This is a genomic window from Enterocloster bolteae, from assembly GCF_002234575.2.
Lineage (GTDB): Bacteria > Bacillota > Clostridia > Lachnospirales > Lachnospiraceae > Enterocloster > Enterocloster bolteae.
In genome coordinates this window covers 2456927-2471173 of record NZ_CP022464.2, presented here as the reverse complement: position 1 = coordinate 2471173, position 14247 = coordinate 2456927, and the positions used below count along the sequence as shown (strand labels likewise).

Genomic DNA, 14247 nt, shown 5'->3' with positions numbered 1-14247 from the left:
CGGAATCCATTGTATTTTTTCACACTGCCTGGTATTATAACATAGAATCAACCATATATAAAATATTGTTTTTATATATATGATATACGTTTAACGAATAGGAGGATTCCGATCTTGAATCTGAAACAGATGGAATATTTTACTGCCATTGTCAATGAGGGGAGCATATCGGCGGCAGCCAAGGCGCTCCACATTTCCCAGCCTCCCCTCAGCACCCAGATGAAGCTTTTGGAGGAGGAACTGGGGCTGACCCTGTTCCAGCGCGGCTCACGAAGCATCCTGCTGACAGATGCGGGCAAGGTCCTCTACGAACGGGCCCAGGGCATCCTGGACATGACAGGGGCTGTGCTGGAGGAACTGGAACAGATGGGGCAGGGACTTCTGGGCTCCCTGCGCCTGGGTATGATTTCTTCCGTGGAAACCGAACCCATCATAGGAAAGATTGCCGCCTTCCGCCAGGAGCATCCCGGGGTGAAATTCCGCATCTACGAGGGTAATACATATCAGCTCCTGGACAAGCTGAATACCGGAATCATCGAGGCTGCCATTGTGCGCAGCCCTTTTCCCGAGGAACCCTATGACTGCTTTTATCTGTCCGGGGACATCATGATAGCTGTGGGTGAACGCTGCTTCTTTCCCCGTCCCGGGGCGGATACTATTTCCCTTAAGGAACTGTGCTCCTGTCCCCTGGTTGTGTACCGCAGATGGGAAGGGGTGTTAAACCGCCTGTTTGCACCGGACTGCCCGGATTATCTGTGCATCAACGACGATGCCCGGACCAGCCTTACATGGGCGGAGACAGGCAGCGGCGTTGCGGTGGTGCCGGCCTCTATCGCCAGGTGCGTCCGGCCGGACATTCTCATGAAGCCTCTGGATACCCGTGACTTCACCAGCCGGATTACGCTGGTCTGCCGGAAAAACGGACCCCTGTCGGCTGTGATGAAGGAGTTTCTGGATTACTTTACAGGCCAGCCTCCCCTTTCCTGACAGAACCGCCTCACTGTTCCACCAAAAAAACAAAAACAGCCCGCCCCTTATCCAAGAGCAGGCATAATCCGGTTATTCCTTCGTTTCCCCGGGAAACAGTTCCTTCCAGAAATAGTTGATTTCCGCGCCGAAGAACAGGATGCACATGCAGAAATAAAGCCACAGAAGCAGCAGCACAATGGCGGTAAGGCTTCCGTACATATAGGAGTAATTCTTCCCCCCTATATGGCTGAAATACAGGGAAAAGGCAAAGGAGAAGGCCATCCATCCAACGGTGGAGAACACGGCTCCCGGAAGCTGGTCCCTGAGCTTCAGACTCTTATCCGGCACAAAGGTATAGATTCCCAGGAAAAATATAATCAGTATCATTAACGCCCACAGAGCCCTGAAATTGATGATGTGGGTGGTCACGTCTGCTATGATGGGAAACCGGCTCACCATAAACGCCTGAATCATATTGCCGAACACCAGCAGGCCCAGGGACAGAATGCACACCAGGATAAACACAATGGTGTATCCTGAACAAATCAGCCTGTTAATCACATACCAGCGCTTTTCCCCGTGGCCGTTCACACGGTTTAATCCCCTGGCCACGCTGAACATGCCGCGGCCCGCGGACCACAGGGCTGTGACGGCTGTGACGGAAATCATGGTTGCCGGGGATTTTAAGGACAGGTCATTGACCACCCGGAAGGCCAGGGACTTGTAATCCACCGGCACCAGGCCCACAATCAGTTCCATGAACCTGGCGTTGCTGATGCTGGGAATCATCTGGACCGCTGTCAGCAGCAGCATGATAAAGGGCACCACGGAGAGTATGATAAAAAATGAGACCTGGGCCGCGTAGACCGTCATCTCATCCTCAGCAAATTTATCATATACCCGTTTTCCTGCCACAATTATCCCAAACATAAAACCTCCACTGCTGTTAATATATTTCCCTGAAACTGCCCTCTTCAATCACCGGAATGTCTTCTGCTTCCATATGTTCAATGTGTATGAACCTTCCCTGCTCCAGATTCCTTAAGAATCGCCCAATCGCCAGCGGGTCTCCCTGGACCTCCATCTCCACATCGCCGTTCCACAGATTCTTCACCCACCCGGTAAGGCCCAGGGGGCGGGCCAGGTAACAGGAGGTGTACCTGAAGCCCACCCCCTGTACCCTGCCGGAAAATATAATATGTTTCCTGACTTTTTTCATACAAATATCACCCAATCACATTTCGGGGAGTTCCATCCAGATAGTTTACCACATTGTCAAACACAATAACAGCCCGTTTCACCAGGGCTTCCTTGGTGGCAAATGCCACATGTGGCGTCACAATGGTGTTGGGCGCCGAAAACAGCGGGTGGTCCTTTCTGACCGGAGGCTCGTTTTCAAACACATCAATGCAGGCGCCTGCAATCCTGCCCTCCTTCAGGGCCCCGGCCAGCGCATCGCTGTCCACCACAGGCCCTCTGGCCGTGTTGATGAGCACTGCGTTCTTCTTCATCAATCCGATGCGCTTCTCATTCATCAGTCCCCTGGTCTCTTCAGTAAGAGGGGTGTGGAGGGAAACCACGTCGCTTTCTGCCAGCAGTGTCTCCAGATCCACATAGCGCACGCCTGGCACATCCTTGGCTGTCCTGCTGTAAGCCAATACCCTGCATCCAAATGCCTGGGCTATGGCTGCCACACGAAGGCCGATGGCCCCGGTTCCCACCACGCCAAACGTCTTGCCTTCCAGTTCAAATCCTACCAGTCCGTCCTTGGTGCCCTCCTCCCGGCAGACCTTGTCGCAGGGAATCACGTTTCTGTACAGGCTGATTAACATGCCGAACACCAGATCCGCCACAGCGCAGGTGGAATATCCGGCGCAGTTGCATACCATGACACCGTTCTTTCTGCACACATCCATGGCGATGTGGTCCACGCCTGTAAATGCCACAGCCAGAAGCTTTAAGTTTCTGCATCCTTCTATGACCTGGGCATTCAGAGGCAGATTGGATACCACAATGATTTCAGCATCCTTTCCCCTCTCTATCAGCTCTGCGGTGTCCGTTGTCTTTGTGTTGTAATACACAATCTCCACCCTGTCCCCAAGGGACTCCTTTGCCATAGCTAAAAGCTTTCCTTCTTCCACTCCCAGCGGCTCGATGATTACCATTTTCATTGCATTTTCCTCCGTATCCTGTTGTCAGCTCCCCTTTTTGGGATGTCCTGACTTTTTATGCTATCCATTATATAGCAGGGGGCAGGCTTTTACAAGACATAAGGAATCAAAGAAATGGACAGAACCAAGAATAATTTAAAAACAGACAGAAAACGGACGGGTACGAATCCATATTTACGTCCGTCCCGTCCACTCTCTTGATTCCTGTTTATATGTTCCCGCTTCTATTTAAGCTCCACCAGAACCTCAATCTCACAAGCGATTCCCCCCGGAAGGGCGTTGGTTCCAATGGCAGAACGCGCCGGAAGTCCTGCTTCCTCACCGAACAGCCCGGCAATCAGATTGGAGCCCCCGTTAACCACCTGGGGCTGCATCCCAAAGTCATCCGCACTGTTCACAAAAGCCAGAACCTTCACGAATCTCTTGATTCGGTTCAAATCCCCGGTCTTTTCATTTAAGTTTGCCAGCAGGTTCAGCACGCAGTTATATGCCGCTTTCTGGCCATCCTCCACTGTCAGGTCCTTTCCCAGTTTGCCCACTACCGTATTGCCGTTTCCCAGATCCGGACCGCAGCCTGAGCAATAGAGAAATTTCTCCCCCAGCTCCTGTACCGGTGTATAAACGCCTCCCTTGGCAGGCGGCTGCGGCAAAGTGATTCCTTTTTCTTTTAAAACCTCGTATACGTCTCTCATCTTCATCTCTCCTTAATTTATATGTAATTTGTTTTATACAAAACCCTGTCTATGATTCTCTCATACAGGCTCACGGCATCCCGCACCTGCTTTTCCCAGGTAAATTCCCCCACTGTATGGGCCTGGGCAATATCTCCGGGACCGCAGATAACGGTCTGGATTCCCTCCCTTGCCAGGAAACACTGTTCACAGGATGCGTCAAAGGGCTGTGGATCTGATTTGATTCCAAACTGGCGTTCCCGTTCCTCAAGGCACAGCTTCACAAACCGGTCATCCTGTGGAATCTCCCCGCCGGGCATATAAAAATGCAGCGTCCTCTGGAAGCCGTCAATGCCGGCCTGTTCAAAGCCTTTGTCCAAAAACTGCCCCACCTGTTCATGGTCCATACCCGGGTGAATCCTGAAGTCCAGGAGAAGGCGTACATTTCCCGGCACCACATTGTCCTTCTCATATCCCTCCATCATGGTAACCGCAATACTGGGAGGCGGGAGGACCGGGTGTGTGATATGGCGCAGCGTTTCATTCATATCCTTTACCGCCCGGACTGCCCTGCATGCCTTCATCACAGCGTCCTCCTCCCCGGCCGGGAGGGCTGCATGCCTGGGGGCTCCCTTTACATCAATATAATCCCTGGATACTCCACGGTGGGCAACCGCCACCTCCAGCCGGGTGGGCTCTCCTATGATGGCATAATCGCTTCTCTCATGGGTCTTTAGATAACTCAGTGTACCCAGATTGGAGCACTCCTCATCCGCCACAAATAAAAGCTTCAGTTTCCCCTTCATGGGCTCTTTCCTGGCGGCGCAGCGCATGGCGGCTTCGCACATGGCAGCTATCCCGCCTTTCATGTCGCAGGTTCCCCTGCCGTAAAGCTTTCCATCCTTTTCTTCCATGGAAAAGGGACTGCTGTCCCACTCTCCCACGGCCGGCACCACATCCAGATGTCCGTTCAGCATAAGCTCCGGCCCGTCTCCCCCGTCCAGCACAGCAATCAGATTTGCCCGGCTGCCGCCTAAATCCTGCACTTCGCACTTAAACCCCATAGGCTCCAGGATTCCGGCCAGATACCGGGCTGCCGGCTTTTCATTTCCGGGAGGATTAACGGTGTCAAACCCTATCAGCTCTCTCAACAGTTCAATACAGTTCACAAAATACCTCCTTGTTCCGGTACAATCAGTATGTAATCCTGCGGTTTCTCGCAGTCACCTGCCATCTGTCCGCCACCTGCCCTTCCTTTGCCACCAGAATTTCCGGATACAATGCAGTGGTGGGACATATATGGGTTGGAATCACATAGAGGCAGCTTCCTATGGCCGGTATCCTGCTTTCATCCTCCAGCCGGAATGCCCAGTGTTCCTCGCTGTGTATAATGGGCACTGCATCCTCCAGACCTACGATATAGCCCCGCTGTCCCGCGGGGTCCGAAGCAATAGCCTTATAGCCCAGGTCCGTGGTAAACACGCCCTTGGCGGGATGGCTGATGACCCTGGTCATCACGGCAGCTCCAGGTATAAAATCCAAATCCGGCAGGTTCATGTAATACCCTGCATCTGTTATAAATGCAGTGCCCGGGGACAGATACCACCGTGTAGCGCCCGCATGGCAAGGAAAGGAAGGGGTACCGCCTGCCACTGCCAGCTCGCAGCAGATTCCATCCCCGTTCAGACGTTCCATGATGTCCGACACCTTTTTATCCGTGTCATCCACTTGGGCCTGTCTTACAGCTGCGTCCTTATTATTGTGGTTTCCGTCGTAGCAGTGCATTCCGCACAGACGAAGCCCCGGAAGAGAGGACGCAGAACGGTAGAGCTCCTCCAGCCGTTCAATGGGCACTCCGGTACGGTTCATTCCCATATTTACATCCACCAGCATGGGTAGCACAGCATTGTGTTCCACGCACACCCCGGACAGAGCCTCAAACTGGGCCAGGTCATCCTCCACACCGTAGAATACCGTATCCGGATACGCCTTTGCCAGTTTCACGAAACGTTCCATGTTGGGACCAATCAGCGGATAGGCCAGAATTACCTTTTCTGCCCCTGCCTCTGCGGCCATCTCCGCCTCTGCCACTGTGGCTGTTTTAAACTTTGTAATGCCGTACTCCATCTGCATCCGCACCATATCCTTGGATTTGTGGCTTTTTACATGGGGCCACAGCCGTTCGGGGCTTCCTGCTGTCCGTATTGCCTTCTTTATATTTTCCCTGATGATCTCCTCATAATATATGAGGCTGGGTGATATGATTGTATCTGTGTTCTTTAATTCATACATGTGTTCCATATCCATTCTCCCTACTCTATGATTTTTCCCCTGCACACAACATGTTTTATATGACGCAGCGCCTTTATATCCCGGAGAGGATTCTGTTCTGCAGCTATGAAATCCGCCTCATACCCGGGGGCCAGCCGCCCCAAGAAATCCCCCCAGCCCAATGCCCCGGCGCCCTCCAGGGTGGCGGCGTGAATCACCTTTTCCGGCGTAAGGGCGCACCTGCTGCATAACAGCTCCATCTCCAGCCAGGTTTCGTCAAAAAAGGTATATCCGCATCCTGCGTCTGTTCCCACCAGGGGACGCATCCCCAAATCCGCCAGGCGGCCGAATATTTCACATTCCCGCTTTTCCTGTTCCAGGAGGAATGCTTCTCTCTCATCCGGTTTTCTCACACCTTCCCTGACCTGGTCCAGTTGGTGGTAATTATTAGATATCCCAATCATAAAATACCGATGGTCCCCGCGGAAGGCTTCCATCACATCCGGCTCATAACACCGTTCCAAAAGTCCCAGGAAGGGGTTTCTCCTGAAACAGGCGCAGTGTTCCACGCTGTCCACCCCGGCCTCCATGGCGTTTACATAGGAACTGGTTGTCAGGCAGTGGGCTGCCGTGGGGAGTCCCAGCTCATGGGCCGCCTCCACCGCTGCACGTATTTCTTCCCTGCTGTAGGAGTCATGCTCAGGTACCGAGCCCGGGGTGAGCTGGCCTCCGCTGACAATCAGCTTGACGCAGCCGCAGCCCGCTGACTTCCGTTCTTTTACAGCCTGTATCAATCCCTCCGTACCGTTGGACGTTTTTCCCAGAAAGGCCAGATGGCCTCCGTCCGGGGTAAGGGGCATACCCGCTGCCTGAATCCTCGGCAGCTCTGTCCCCGGTTTTGCGCCTGCATCCCCGCCCCACAGAGCTCCTATCAGCTCCATGGAGCTTCCTGCGTCCCGGACCGTTGTCACACCTGAGCGCAGAAGGGTCCCGGCGTGCTCCACGGCCCTGGCCAGACGGGTTTTCCTGTCCTCCCTCCGGTAGATGCCATAGGTGTCCCGGCAGGGCGTAAACTCCAGATGTACGTGGGTATTGACCAGCCCCGGCAGGATATAGCAGTCTGAAAAATCCATGACCCTGGCCCCGGGATATGCCGGACCCAGTTCCTCAAAGGAACCCATCTCCTTAATCCGGCTTCCTTCCAGAATCATTCCCGTGTATTTCATCTTCATGTCATCGGAATCATAGATTCCCTTCCCATGGACCAGTACCGGTATCTCCACCTTTTCCTCCTCCGTCCTGTATTCTCACATAACCTGACCGTTGGCCTTAATCTATCCCTTCACTGCTCCGGCCGTCATACCCTGCACAATGTACTTCTGGAGTATCATGGTCAGAATGATGGTAGGAACAATAACCACAATGGTGGCAGCCAGCATACGTCCCCAGCGAATATCCGCGCCGGACACGAAATACTGCAATGAGACAGGAAGTGTCCTTGTCTTTTCACCGCTGAGTATAAGGGCAAACTGGAAGTTATTCCAGGAGCCCAGGAATGAAAGGGTGGAGCAGGTCACCAGCCCCGGCGCGCTGATGGGCAGCAGAACATCTTTAAAGCATTTCTGTCTGGTACAGCCGTCCACAATGGCCGCCTCCTCCAGTTCAAGAGGCAAATCGCTGAAAAAACCCACCATAATCCACACAATCAGCGGAAGTGACAGCACCATGTGGCTGAGAATCAGCACACCGTAGGTATCTATCATGCGCAGCTTGGAAAATATGAAATAGTATGGCAGCAGAATGGATATGTTGGGCAGAAGGCGTGCTGTCAGGATTGCCGTATTGGCCTTCCCCATTTTATATCTGGCTATGGCATAGGCTGCCGGCACTCCCAAAAGCAGGGACAGGGCCGTTGACGCCACTGCCACAATGGTGGAGTTCATCATATAGGTTCCATAGTGCTGTGTCTTAAATATGTAAATGTAATTATCCAGTATCGGTTTGAATCCAAAGAGCTTGGGAGGCATGATATATACCTGGGCCATATTCTTAAAGGATGAAATTAACACGAAATACAGCGGAAACAGAATCGGTATGACAATGACCAGCACCAGGATTCCGAATAATAACTTTGATATAATTTTCTTTGCCCTGTATTTTTTAACCGCCATAATACGCCACCAACTTTCTCTGTATCTTCATGACCAAAACGCTGAGCAGCAGCACAATCACAAACAATATCATAAGCATTGTAGAGGAAAGGCCGAATTTGTAATAGGAAAATGCCGTTTCATAGGCAAACAGGTTCAGTGTCCTGGAGGCATTGGCCGGTCCTCCCTTTGTCATGGCATAAATCAGGTCAAAGGACTTGAATACGTCTATGAACCGCAGCAGACCGATGGAGAACAGGGTCTGGGTGAGCAGAGGCAGGGTTACCTGGAAAAATGTCTGGATAGGTGTTGCCCCGTCCACCCTGGCGGCCTCCATGGGGTCTGTGGGCAGAGAGGACAGTCCTGCCAGACATACGATCACTACCATGGGCGTCATCTGCCACGTCTCCACTGCCGCAATAGCAGGGATAACAGTCTGTTTGGCCGACACAAAGGCAGACCTGGGAAGTCCCACGGTTGTGAAGATGTAATTGAGCAGGCCGGAGGATGGTTCGTAAAACAGCATCCACATAAGTCCCACTGCCACAGGCGCCATCATGTATGGCAGCAGCACCACTGCCTTTACCCCGTTCTTGCCCCAAAAATCCTTATTCAGCACAAGGGCGATGGCAAGGCCCAAAAGCATTTCCGCCACCGTGGCGATTGCCGTATAGTAAAATGTGATTCCTAAGGACTGCCAAAATTCCCTGCTGGCCAGCACATCCAGATAATTCTTTCCCCAGTTAAAGCGCATTCCGTTTCCCATCAGCAGGTTCCAGTCGTTCAGGCTGAACAGGAAGGTCATTGCAATGGGAACCGCGATCATGGCCATCATAAATATAAGGGCAGGAAGGGAAAAGACCCATTTAATATGTTTGTTGACAAAATTGTTCATATATACATCCCTCTCTGTTGTTAGAAAGGAGCCTTGTTACAGGCTCCTTCCGTTGCTTTCAGACATACTCTAATCCTCGTAGGGATAATCCGCGCCATACTCTCCCGCATCCTTAAGGAGCTGGTCCACCTTTTCTGCCGCTGCATTCATCTTGCTTTCCAGATCTGCTCCCTCTCCCTTTGTCTCGATGGAGTACACGATAGCCTCGCCCATGGCGTCCCTGGCCTCGGATACCGCGGTCATACGGGGAAGTCCGTACTGGTTGGTGGTATCAGCCTGAATCTCTTCATTGTAAGCCTGGATGTAATCTTCCGGCATGGCAGCTGTCACACGCTCATCTTCCCATACAGAGGCCCTGAAGGTAGGCATTCCCTTTGGAGTGATGTCGGCGGCAATATCTTTGCCTGCCGCATATTTGAGGAATTCCCATGCAGCTTCCTTGTTCTTTGAGCCTGAATAAATGGATGCGCCCCACACAACCTGCTTATAGGACTGGCGTCCTGCCGGACCTTCCGGAATAGGAGCAACTCCCACCTTGTCGTAGAAGGAAGACTCATTGGGATCAATCAGGGTCTGGTACAGGGCAATTGCATCCACACACATGCCTACCTGCCCCGCATTAAACAGCTGGGTCATCTGTGAATATCCTGCTGTCAGTATGCCTTCCGGAGCATAATCACCTAACAGCTTCCCATAGAACCTGGCTGCTTCCAGATTTTCCGGTGTGTTAAAGGCGCATGTTCCGTCCTTAAAATAAGCGCCGCCAAATCCGTAAAGGAACGGTGAGAACTGGGAGGTAAGGGCTATCTTCTCGCCGCGGCAGGCAATCGCGTAAAAGTTATTAGCCGGGTCGTTGATTTTGCCGCATACATCCAGCAGCTCATCGTAATTCGTGGGAACCTTCACTCCCTTTTCCTCAAATACATCCTTCCGGTAGAACATCAGCTGCACAGAGGAATACAGCGGCAGTGCTCCGATGGCGCCGTCAGACTTGATTTTAATCTGCTCCATAGGCGCCGACGAAAAATCATCCCAGTCAAAATCCGGATCCTTCAGATATTCATCCAGAGGTTCAATCCATCCGTTATTGCTGTAAGCCGCCATATCCTGCAGCGGGCTCATGAGGAATGCGTCAATGGTGGAGGAGCCTGCCAGAAATTCCGTGGTTATCTTCTCACGAAGCTGGGCTTCCCCGTACAGTTCCAGATTCACCTTGATGCCGGTTTCCTCCTCAAAATCATCCAGATACGCTTCAATTGCATCTGATATCTGTCCGGTCATGCTCAGGACACGGATTGTTGTCCCGGCATAGGGCTTTTCACCGGCCTCCCCTGCGGCCGATTCCCCTTTTGTTCCCTCTGCTTCCTTACCGGCCGGAGCCTCCGAAGCCTTGGACGTATCTCCCGGCAGTCCGCTGGTCCCCCCGGAACAGCCAGAAAGCGACCCCGCCAGCATTACCGCGCTTAAAGCCAGACATAACTTACGTTTCATAAATACCCTCCTTCTATACACGTTTTCATTTACTGTAAGCATAGTATAAATGTTCCGCCCCTGATTTGGAATTTAAAAAAATAGGGATTATTGGTATTATCGTCCGCCCAAAATAATCCCTATTTTTTATTTGAATTATTGTATGATTCTTTTTAACTATTGTATGATTTTCACAATTTCCTAACGTCGCTTGGACTCATATTGTAATATTTTTTAAAAAGACGGCTGAAATAGGAGATATCATGTATGCCTATACGGCTGGCTGCCTCCTGTACCTGGATATTGGAACTGCCCAAAAGAGTAAACGCCTTTTTCATCTTAAGCCCGTTAAAATAATTTACAAAGGTGTCGCCGGCAGCCTTCTTAAACAGGATGCAGAACTGGCTCTTTCCCAGGGCACACCATCCGGCCGCTTCCTCCAGGCTTATATTTTCATCCACATGGTCCTCCAGATACTGGAGGAATCTGGTAATCTCCGGATTGGCGTTCTTGTTGGCCATCAGATAATCCACCACTGACTGCACCGCGGCCTTAAAACATCCTTTTAAATCTGCCAGCGTCTCGGCTCCCCAAAAATCGCCTGTGGAGTATATTTCATCATATTCAGGCATATCCGCTCCCTCAGGAATGGAATATCCTGATATAAACACCCAGGTCTCCACCACGCCCCGGCGTATGGCCTGAATCTGGTCGTAGGACCGGAGCCCTGCCATCTCCTCAAACCAGCTGTCAATCAGCCGGAACGCCTCCCCGGCATCCTGCCTGAATATGGCCTCCTGCATATTGCGCTGGACGCTCCGTTTTGCGATGAAGGGGCGCCCTGCTGCTGCCTCCCTGCCACAGTGAAAGGCGGCCGGACCGTCAAAAAAGCGCAGTGCCGCCATCCTCCTGGCCTGTGCAAATCCTGCCGGAATATCCATCCTGCTTAAGCACTCCTGTCCCATCCCCATGGAAAGGGTCAGGTTCAAATGGGTCTTTAAGGCATGGTTGAGCAAATCCAGGGTGTCCGGGAAAAAGCAGGCCGGGCTCTCCCCCCCTTCTCTCCTGAACAGAACCACAATTTCATGTTCGCCGGTAAAGGCCAGATCTGATTTAGGCAGATTTTCAAGATACTCACGGACAATGTTCAAAAGTCCATACTTTCTGATATGGGAGTCCGTACCGCTGCCGGGCCGGTTCATTCTTTCGTCGTCCACCAGAAAACAGCCTGCCTGGTAGGTCTCAAAGGGATTGTAGGTATATCCCAGCCGGTCCAGGAGCATTTCATTGTCCCCAGGTCCCTGATTTCCCAGCAGCAGTGTCCTTAAGTCCTCCTCCCGGTTAAAGGACTGCACCCTCATATCCAGACTGCCTCTGCCCGCCTTCTTCCGCTCCTCCTCAATCATGGACTTTAATCTTGTAATGAGCTCCACCAGTGTATCCTGGGTAAAGGACAGCTTAAGTATATAATCCTCTGCCCCCAGCTTAATGGCCTTCTTCACATAATCGATCTCATCCACACAGCTCAATACCACCACCTTTGTATCCGGGTGGTTCTCACTTATATACTTCACCAGCTGGATTCCGTCCATGCCGGGCATCATGATGTCCGTGAACACGATATCAGGCACATCCCGGTTCATATACTCCACTGCGTCCCCTCCGGATTCGCAGGTGGACACCACCTGGCATCCGTAGGCCTCCCAGTTAATACAGGACTGAAAACCCACCCTCACTATGATTTCATCATCCACAATCATTACCTTCAGCATGTCTCACTACCTCTCCTATATGGAAATACCGCAAAAACCTTGGTTCCGTATCCTATCCTGGATTCAATATAGAGCCCGTAATCCGGCCCGTACCTGGCTTTCATCAGCTCATGAATGCTGGTCAGCCCGATGCCGGTTACATGGCGTTTTTTACTGTTTTCATCCATTTCCTTCAGTATCTCATCCAGTTTTCCCTGTTCCATTCCCACTCCGTTATCCTGCACCGTAACGCATACCCGCTCCCCATACGGTTCAGCCGTGACCCAAATGGTGCCGTGAGTTGCCTCCCCCATACCGTGCAGCACCGCATTTTCCACTAACGGCTGAAGGAAAAATTTAATCACCTTGAATTCCTCCAGCTCCTGTTGGATATCTGTAACCAGTTCAATCCGGTTCTTAAGTCCCCAGTTCTTGATTTCCACCCACGCCTTCACCACACGTATTTCTTCCTTTAGGGGCACTTCCTCCTCCCTCCGGTTCATGGTGCTCTCCAGAAGGATTCCAAGGGAGGTAATCATGTCCGCAATATTGCCTGCCCCGGATATCATGGAAGACCATTTGATTACATTTAATGTGTTAAAGAGAAAATGGGGATTTATCTGGGCCCGGAGCATCTCATAGCGGAGATTCTGCTCTATTTCCTTCTGCTTGATGGTCTGGGCAGAGAGCTTTTCTATATAATCCACCATCCTGCTGATCTCCAGCTCTGCCTCCACAATTCCGAATACAGGCATCTGTCTGCCCTTTGCATCCTCCATGTCAGCGATTTTAGTCCCTCCGATATTGACTTCGCTCACCTTATGGATCAGACGGTTAAGAGGCGCGTTGACATAGAAATACATGGCAAGGCAGACCATGCAGGCTCCCAGGGCCATAAGGACCGTCAGGGAGGTTACAGTGCTGTGAAGCTTGTCCACTGCCTGGGTGATATGGGACAGGGGTACCAGGTTCACCATACGCCATCCTGTACCGGCCATGGTCACATGGTTCACCAGGTACTCCCGGCCGTCCTTTGTATAATGAAAATAATCCTGGTCCTCCTGTAAATCCTCTGAAAGCCGTCCGGCAGATATATCATCCAGTATATCGCTTTGCTCCGTGGCGTAAATCAGATGGTTTCCCTTATCAAAGAGAGCCAGCACCGCCCCGTCATAGGGTATCAGCACCTGTGCCAGGTTTTCCGTGGGAAAGGATACAAAGGACACCCCAAGGAATTTAAGGGAATTATAATCCTTAATCCGCCGGATGAATAAGATGAAATCCTCATCCTTCCCAGACTCAATCCTCTCCTTAAACACCCCCTTGTCATTGTAAATACAGGGGGCAATCCACCCGGATACCTCCTTTCCCTCCAGAAACTCCCGGTACCACGGCTGCTGCCTGACGCTCTGGGCAAACTTCTCCCCAAAATAGCTGCTGTTGTCAATCCCGTCCGCCACGCTGTAAACCGTGCTGTCCGCTCCCAGGATGATATAGTGGAGACGGTAATCAAAAAATATATTCCGGTAAAAGGTCAGCGTCTCCTCCACTGCCCGGATACGGCTCACATTCTCCGAAGAATATATATTTCCATCACATGACTGGTTCAGATAGGACGCCACCTGCTTGTTGGTGCTGGATGCGGCCGACAGCTTACGGATGGAATCCGTCACCTCTGTAAGCGCCAGCTCGTTGCGGTTCATATATTGGGATATGATGCCCGCCTCCTGGGTGATGAGCAGATTCCTGCTGCGGTTGAAGGAATACTGCATGATAAGGAAAACACTGACAAATACAGCGATAATACATGTGTATATTATCTTAATCCGCAGATTTACCTTCATCTTCTTCATCAAACTGACACCCCCTGACCGGCCTGACGGCCATTTCATTTATTAT

13 protein-coding genes are annotated in these 14247 nt (G+C 51.7%); 1 reads left to right on the top strand and 12 read right to left on the bottom strand.

Annotated elements, in window-relative coordinates; translation table 11 throughout:
• The first annotated feature begins 114 nt into the window (after positions 1-114).
• On the top strand, positions 115-987 hold the full coding sequence (locus tag CGC65_RS11620) for a LysR family transcriptional regulator (protein WP_002567041.1): 873 nt from the start codon (positions 115-117) through the stop codon (positions 985-987).
• Between the two features lie 72 nt (positions 988-1059).
• Here CGC65_RS11620 and CGC65_RS11615 read toward each other — a convergent pair whose 3' ends face one another.
• From CGC65_RS11615 to CGC65_RS11560, 12 genes are all read right to left on the bottom strand, one after another.
• Complete coding sequence (locus tag CGC65_RS11615) at positions 1060-1899, bottom strand: YihY/virulence factor BrkB family protein (protein ID WP_002567040.1); 840 nt, start codon at positions 1897-1899, stop codon at positions 1060-1062.
• Between the two features lie 16 nt (positions 1900-1915).
• Positions 1916-2188 carry an acylphosphatase gene (locus CGC65_RS11610; RefSeq protein ID WP_002567039.1) on the bottom strand — a complete coding sequence of 91 codons (273 nt, stop codon included), beginning with the start codon at positions 2186-2188 and terminating at the stop codon, positions 1916-1918.
• Positions 2189-2195: 7 nt separating this feature from the next.
• Positions 2196-3140, bottom strand: coding sequence for a 2-hydroxyacid dehydrogenase (locus tag CGC65_RS11605; protein WP_002567038.1), 945 nt, complete (start codon positions 3138-3140; stop codon positions 2196-2198).
• Positions 3141-3364: 224 nt separating this feature from the next.
• Complete coding sequence (locus CGC65_RS11600) at positions 3365-3838, bottom strand: RidA family protein (RefSeq protein ID WP_007035928.1); 474 nt, start codon at positions 3836-3838, stop codon at positions 3365-3367.
• A gap of 11 nt (positions 3839-3849) precedes the next feature.
• A complete protein-coding gene (locus CGC65_RS11595; protein WP_002567036.1) occupies positions 3850-4980 on the bottom strand; it encodes a M20 family metallopeptidase in 1131 nt (376 codons plus the stop codon).
• 25 nt (positions 4981-5005) lie between these two features.
• On the bottom strand, positions 5006-6112 hold the full coding sequence (locus CGC65_RS11590) for a D-TA family PLP-dependent enzyme (protein WP_002567035.1): 1107 nt from the start codon (positions 6110-6112) through the stop codon (positions 5006-5008).
• 11 nt (positions 6113-6123) lie between these two features.
• The gene (locus CGC65_RS11585; RefSeq protein ID WP_002567034.1) at positions 6124-7365 is read right to left on the bottom strand and encodes an amidohydrolase family protein; all 1242 of its coding nucleotides are present in this window, start codon (positions 7363-7365) and stop codon (positions 6124-6126) included.
• 51 nt (positions 7366-7416) lie between these two features.
• A complete protein-coding gene (locus CGC65_RS11580; protein WP_002567033.1) occupies positions 7417-8253 on the bottom strand; it encodes a carbohydrate ABC transporter permease in 837 nt (278 codons plus the stop codon).
• On the bottom strand, positions 8243-9127 hold the full coding sequence (locus CGC65_RS11575; protein ID WP_002567032.1) for a carbohydrate ABC transporter permease: 885 nt from the start codon (positions 9125-9127) through the stop codon (positions 8243-8245). Before CGC65_RS11575 ends, CGC65_RS11580 begins: the two co-directional genes overlap by 11 nt.
• Before the next feature lie 69 nt (positions 9128-9196).
• Positions 9197-10618 (bottom strand): ABC transporter substrate-binding protein, encoded by a 1422-nt coding sequence (locus tag CGC65_RS11570; protein WP_002567031.1) that lies wholly within the window; start codon positions 10616-10618, stop codon positions 9197-9199.
• Positions 10619-10788: 170 nt separating this feature from the next.
• Positions 10789-12369, bottom strand: a complete 1581-nt coding sequence (locus tag CGC65_RS11565; RefSeq protein ID WP_002567030.1) for a response regulator — start codon at positions 12367-12369, stop codon at positions 10789-10791.
• Positions 12363-14201 (bottom strand): sensor histidine kinase, encoded by a 1839-nt coding sequence (locus CGC65_RS11560; RefSeq protein WP_002567029.1) that lies wholly within the window; start codon positions 14199-14201, stop codon positions 12363-12365. The genes CGC65_RS11565 and CGC65_RS11560 overlap by 7 nt, the downstream gene beginning before the upstream one ends.
• Between the last annotated feature and the right edge of the window lie 46 nt (positions 14202-14247).

Excerpts from the sequence above, each read along its gene's own strand:
- CGC65_RS11615 (WP_002567040.1), bottom strand. The coding sequence starts at position 1,899 with ATGTTTGGGATAATTGTGGCAGGAAAACGGGTATATGATAAATTTGCT.
- CGC65_RS11610 (WP_002567039.1), bottom strand. The coding sequence starts at position 2,188 with ATGAAAAAAGTCAGGAAACATATTATATTTTCCGGCAGGGTACAGGGG.
- CGC65_RS11605 (WP_002567038.1), bottom strand. The coding sequence starts at position 3,140 with ATGAAAATGGTAATCATCGAGCCGCTGGGAGTGGAAGAAGGAAAGCTT.
- CGC65_RS11600 (WP_007035928.1), bottom strand. The coding sequence starts at position 3,838 with ATGAAGATGAGAGACGTATACGAGGTTTTAAAAGAAAAAGGAATCACT.
- CGC65_RS11590 (WP_002567035.1), bottom strand. The coding sequence starts at position 6,112 with ATGGAACACATGTATGAATTAAAGAACACAGATACAATCATATCACCC.
- CGC65_RS11580 (WP_002567033.1), bottom strand. The coding sequence starts at position 8,253 with ATGGCGGTTAAAAAATACAGGGCAAAGAAAATTATATCAAAGTTATTA.
- CGC65_RS11575 (WP_002567032.1), bottom strand. The coding sequence starts at position 9,127 with ATGAACAATTTTGTCAACAAACATATTAAATGGGTCTTTTCCCTTCCT.
- CGC65_RS11570 (WP_002567031.1), bottom strand. The coding sequence starts at position 10,618 with ATGAAACGTAAGTTATGTCTGGCTTTAAGCGCGGTAATGCTGGCGGGG.
- CGC65_RS11565 (WP_002567030.1), bottom strand. The coding sequence starts at position 12,369 with ATGCTGAAGGTAATGATTGTGGATGATGAAATCATAGTGAGGGTGGGT.
- CGC65_RS11560 (WP_002567029.1), bottom strand. The coding sequence starts at position 14,201 with ATGAAGAAGATGAAGGTAAATCTGCGGATTAAGATAATATACACATGT.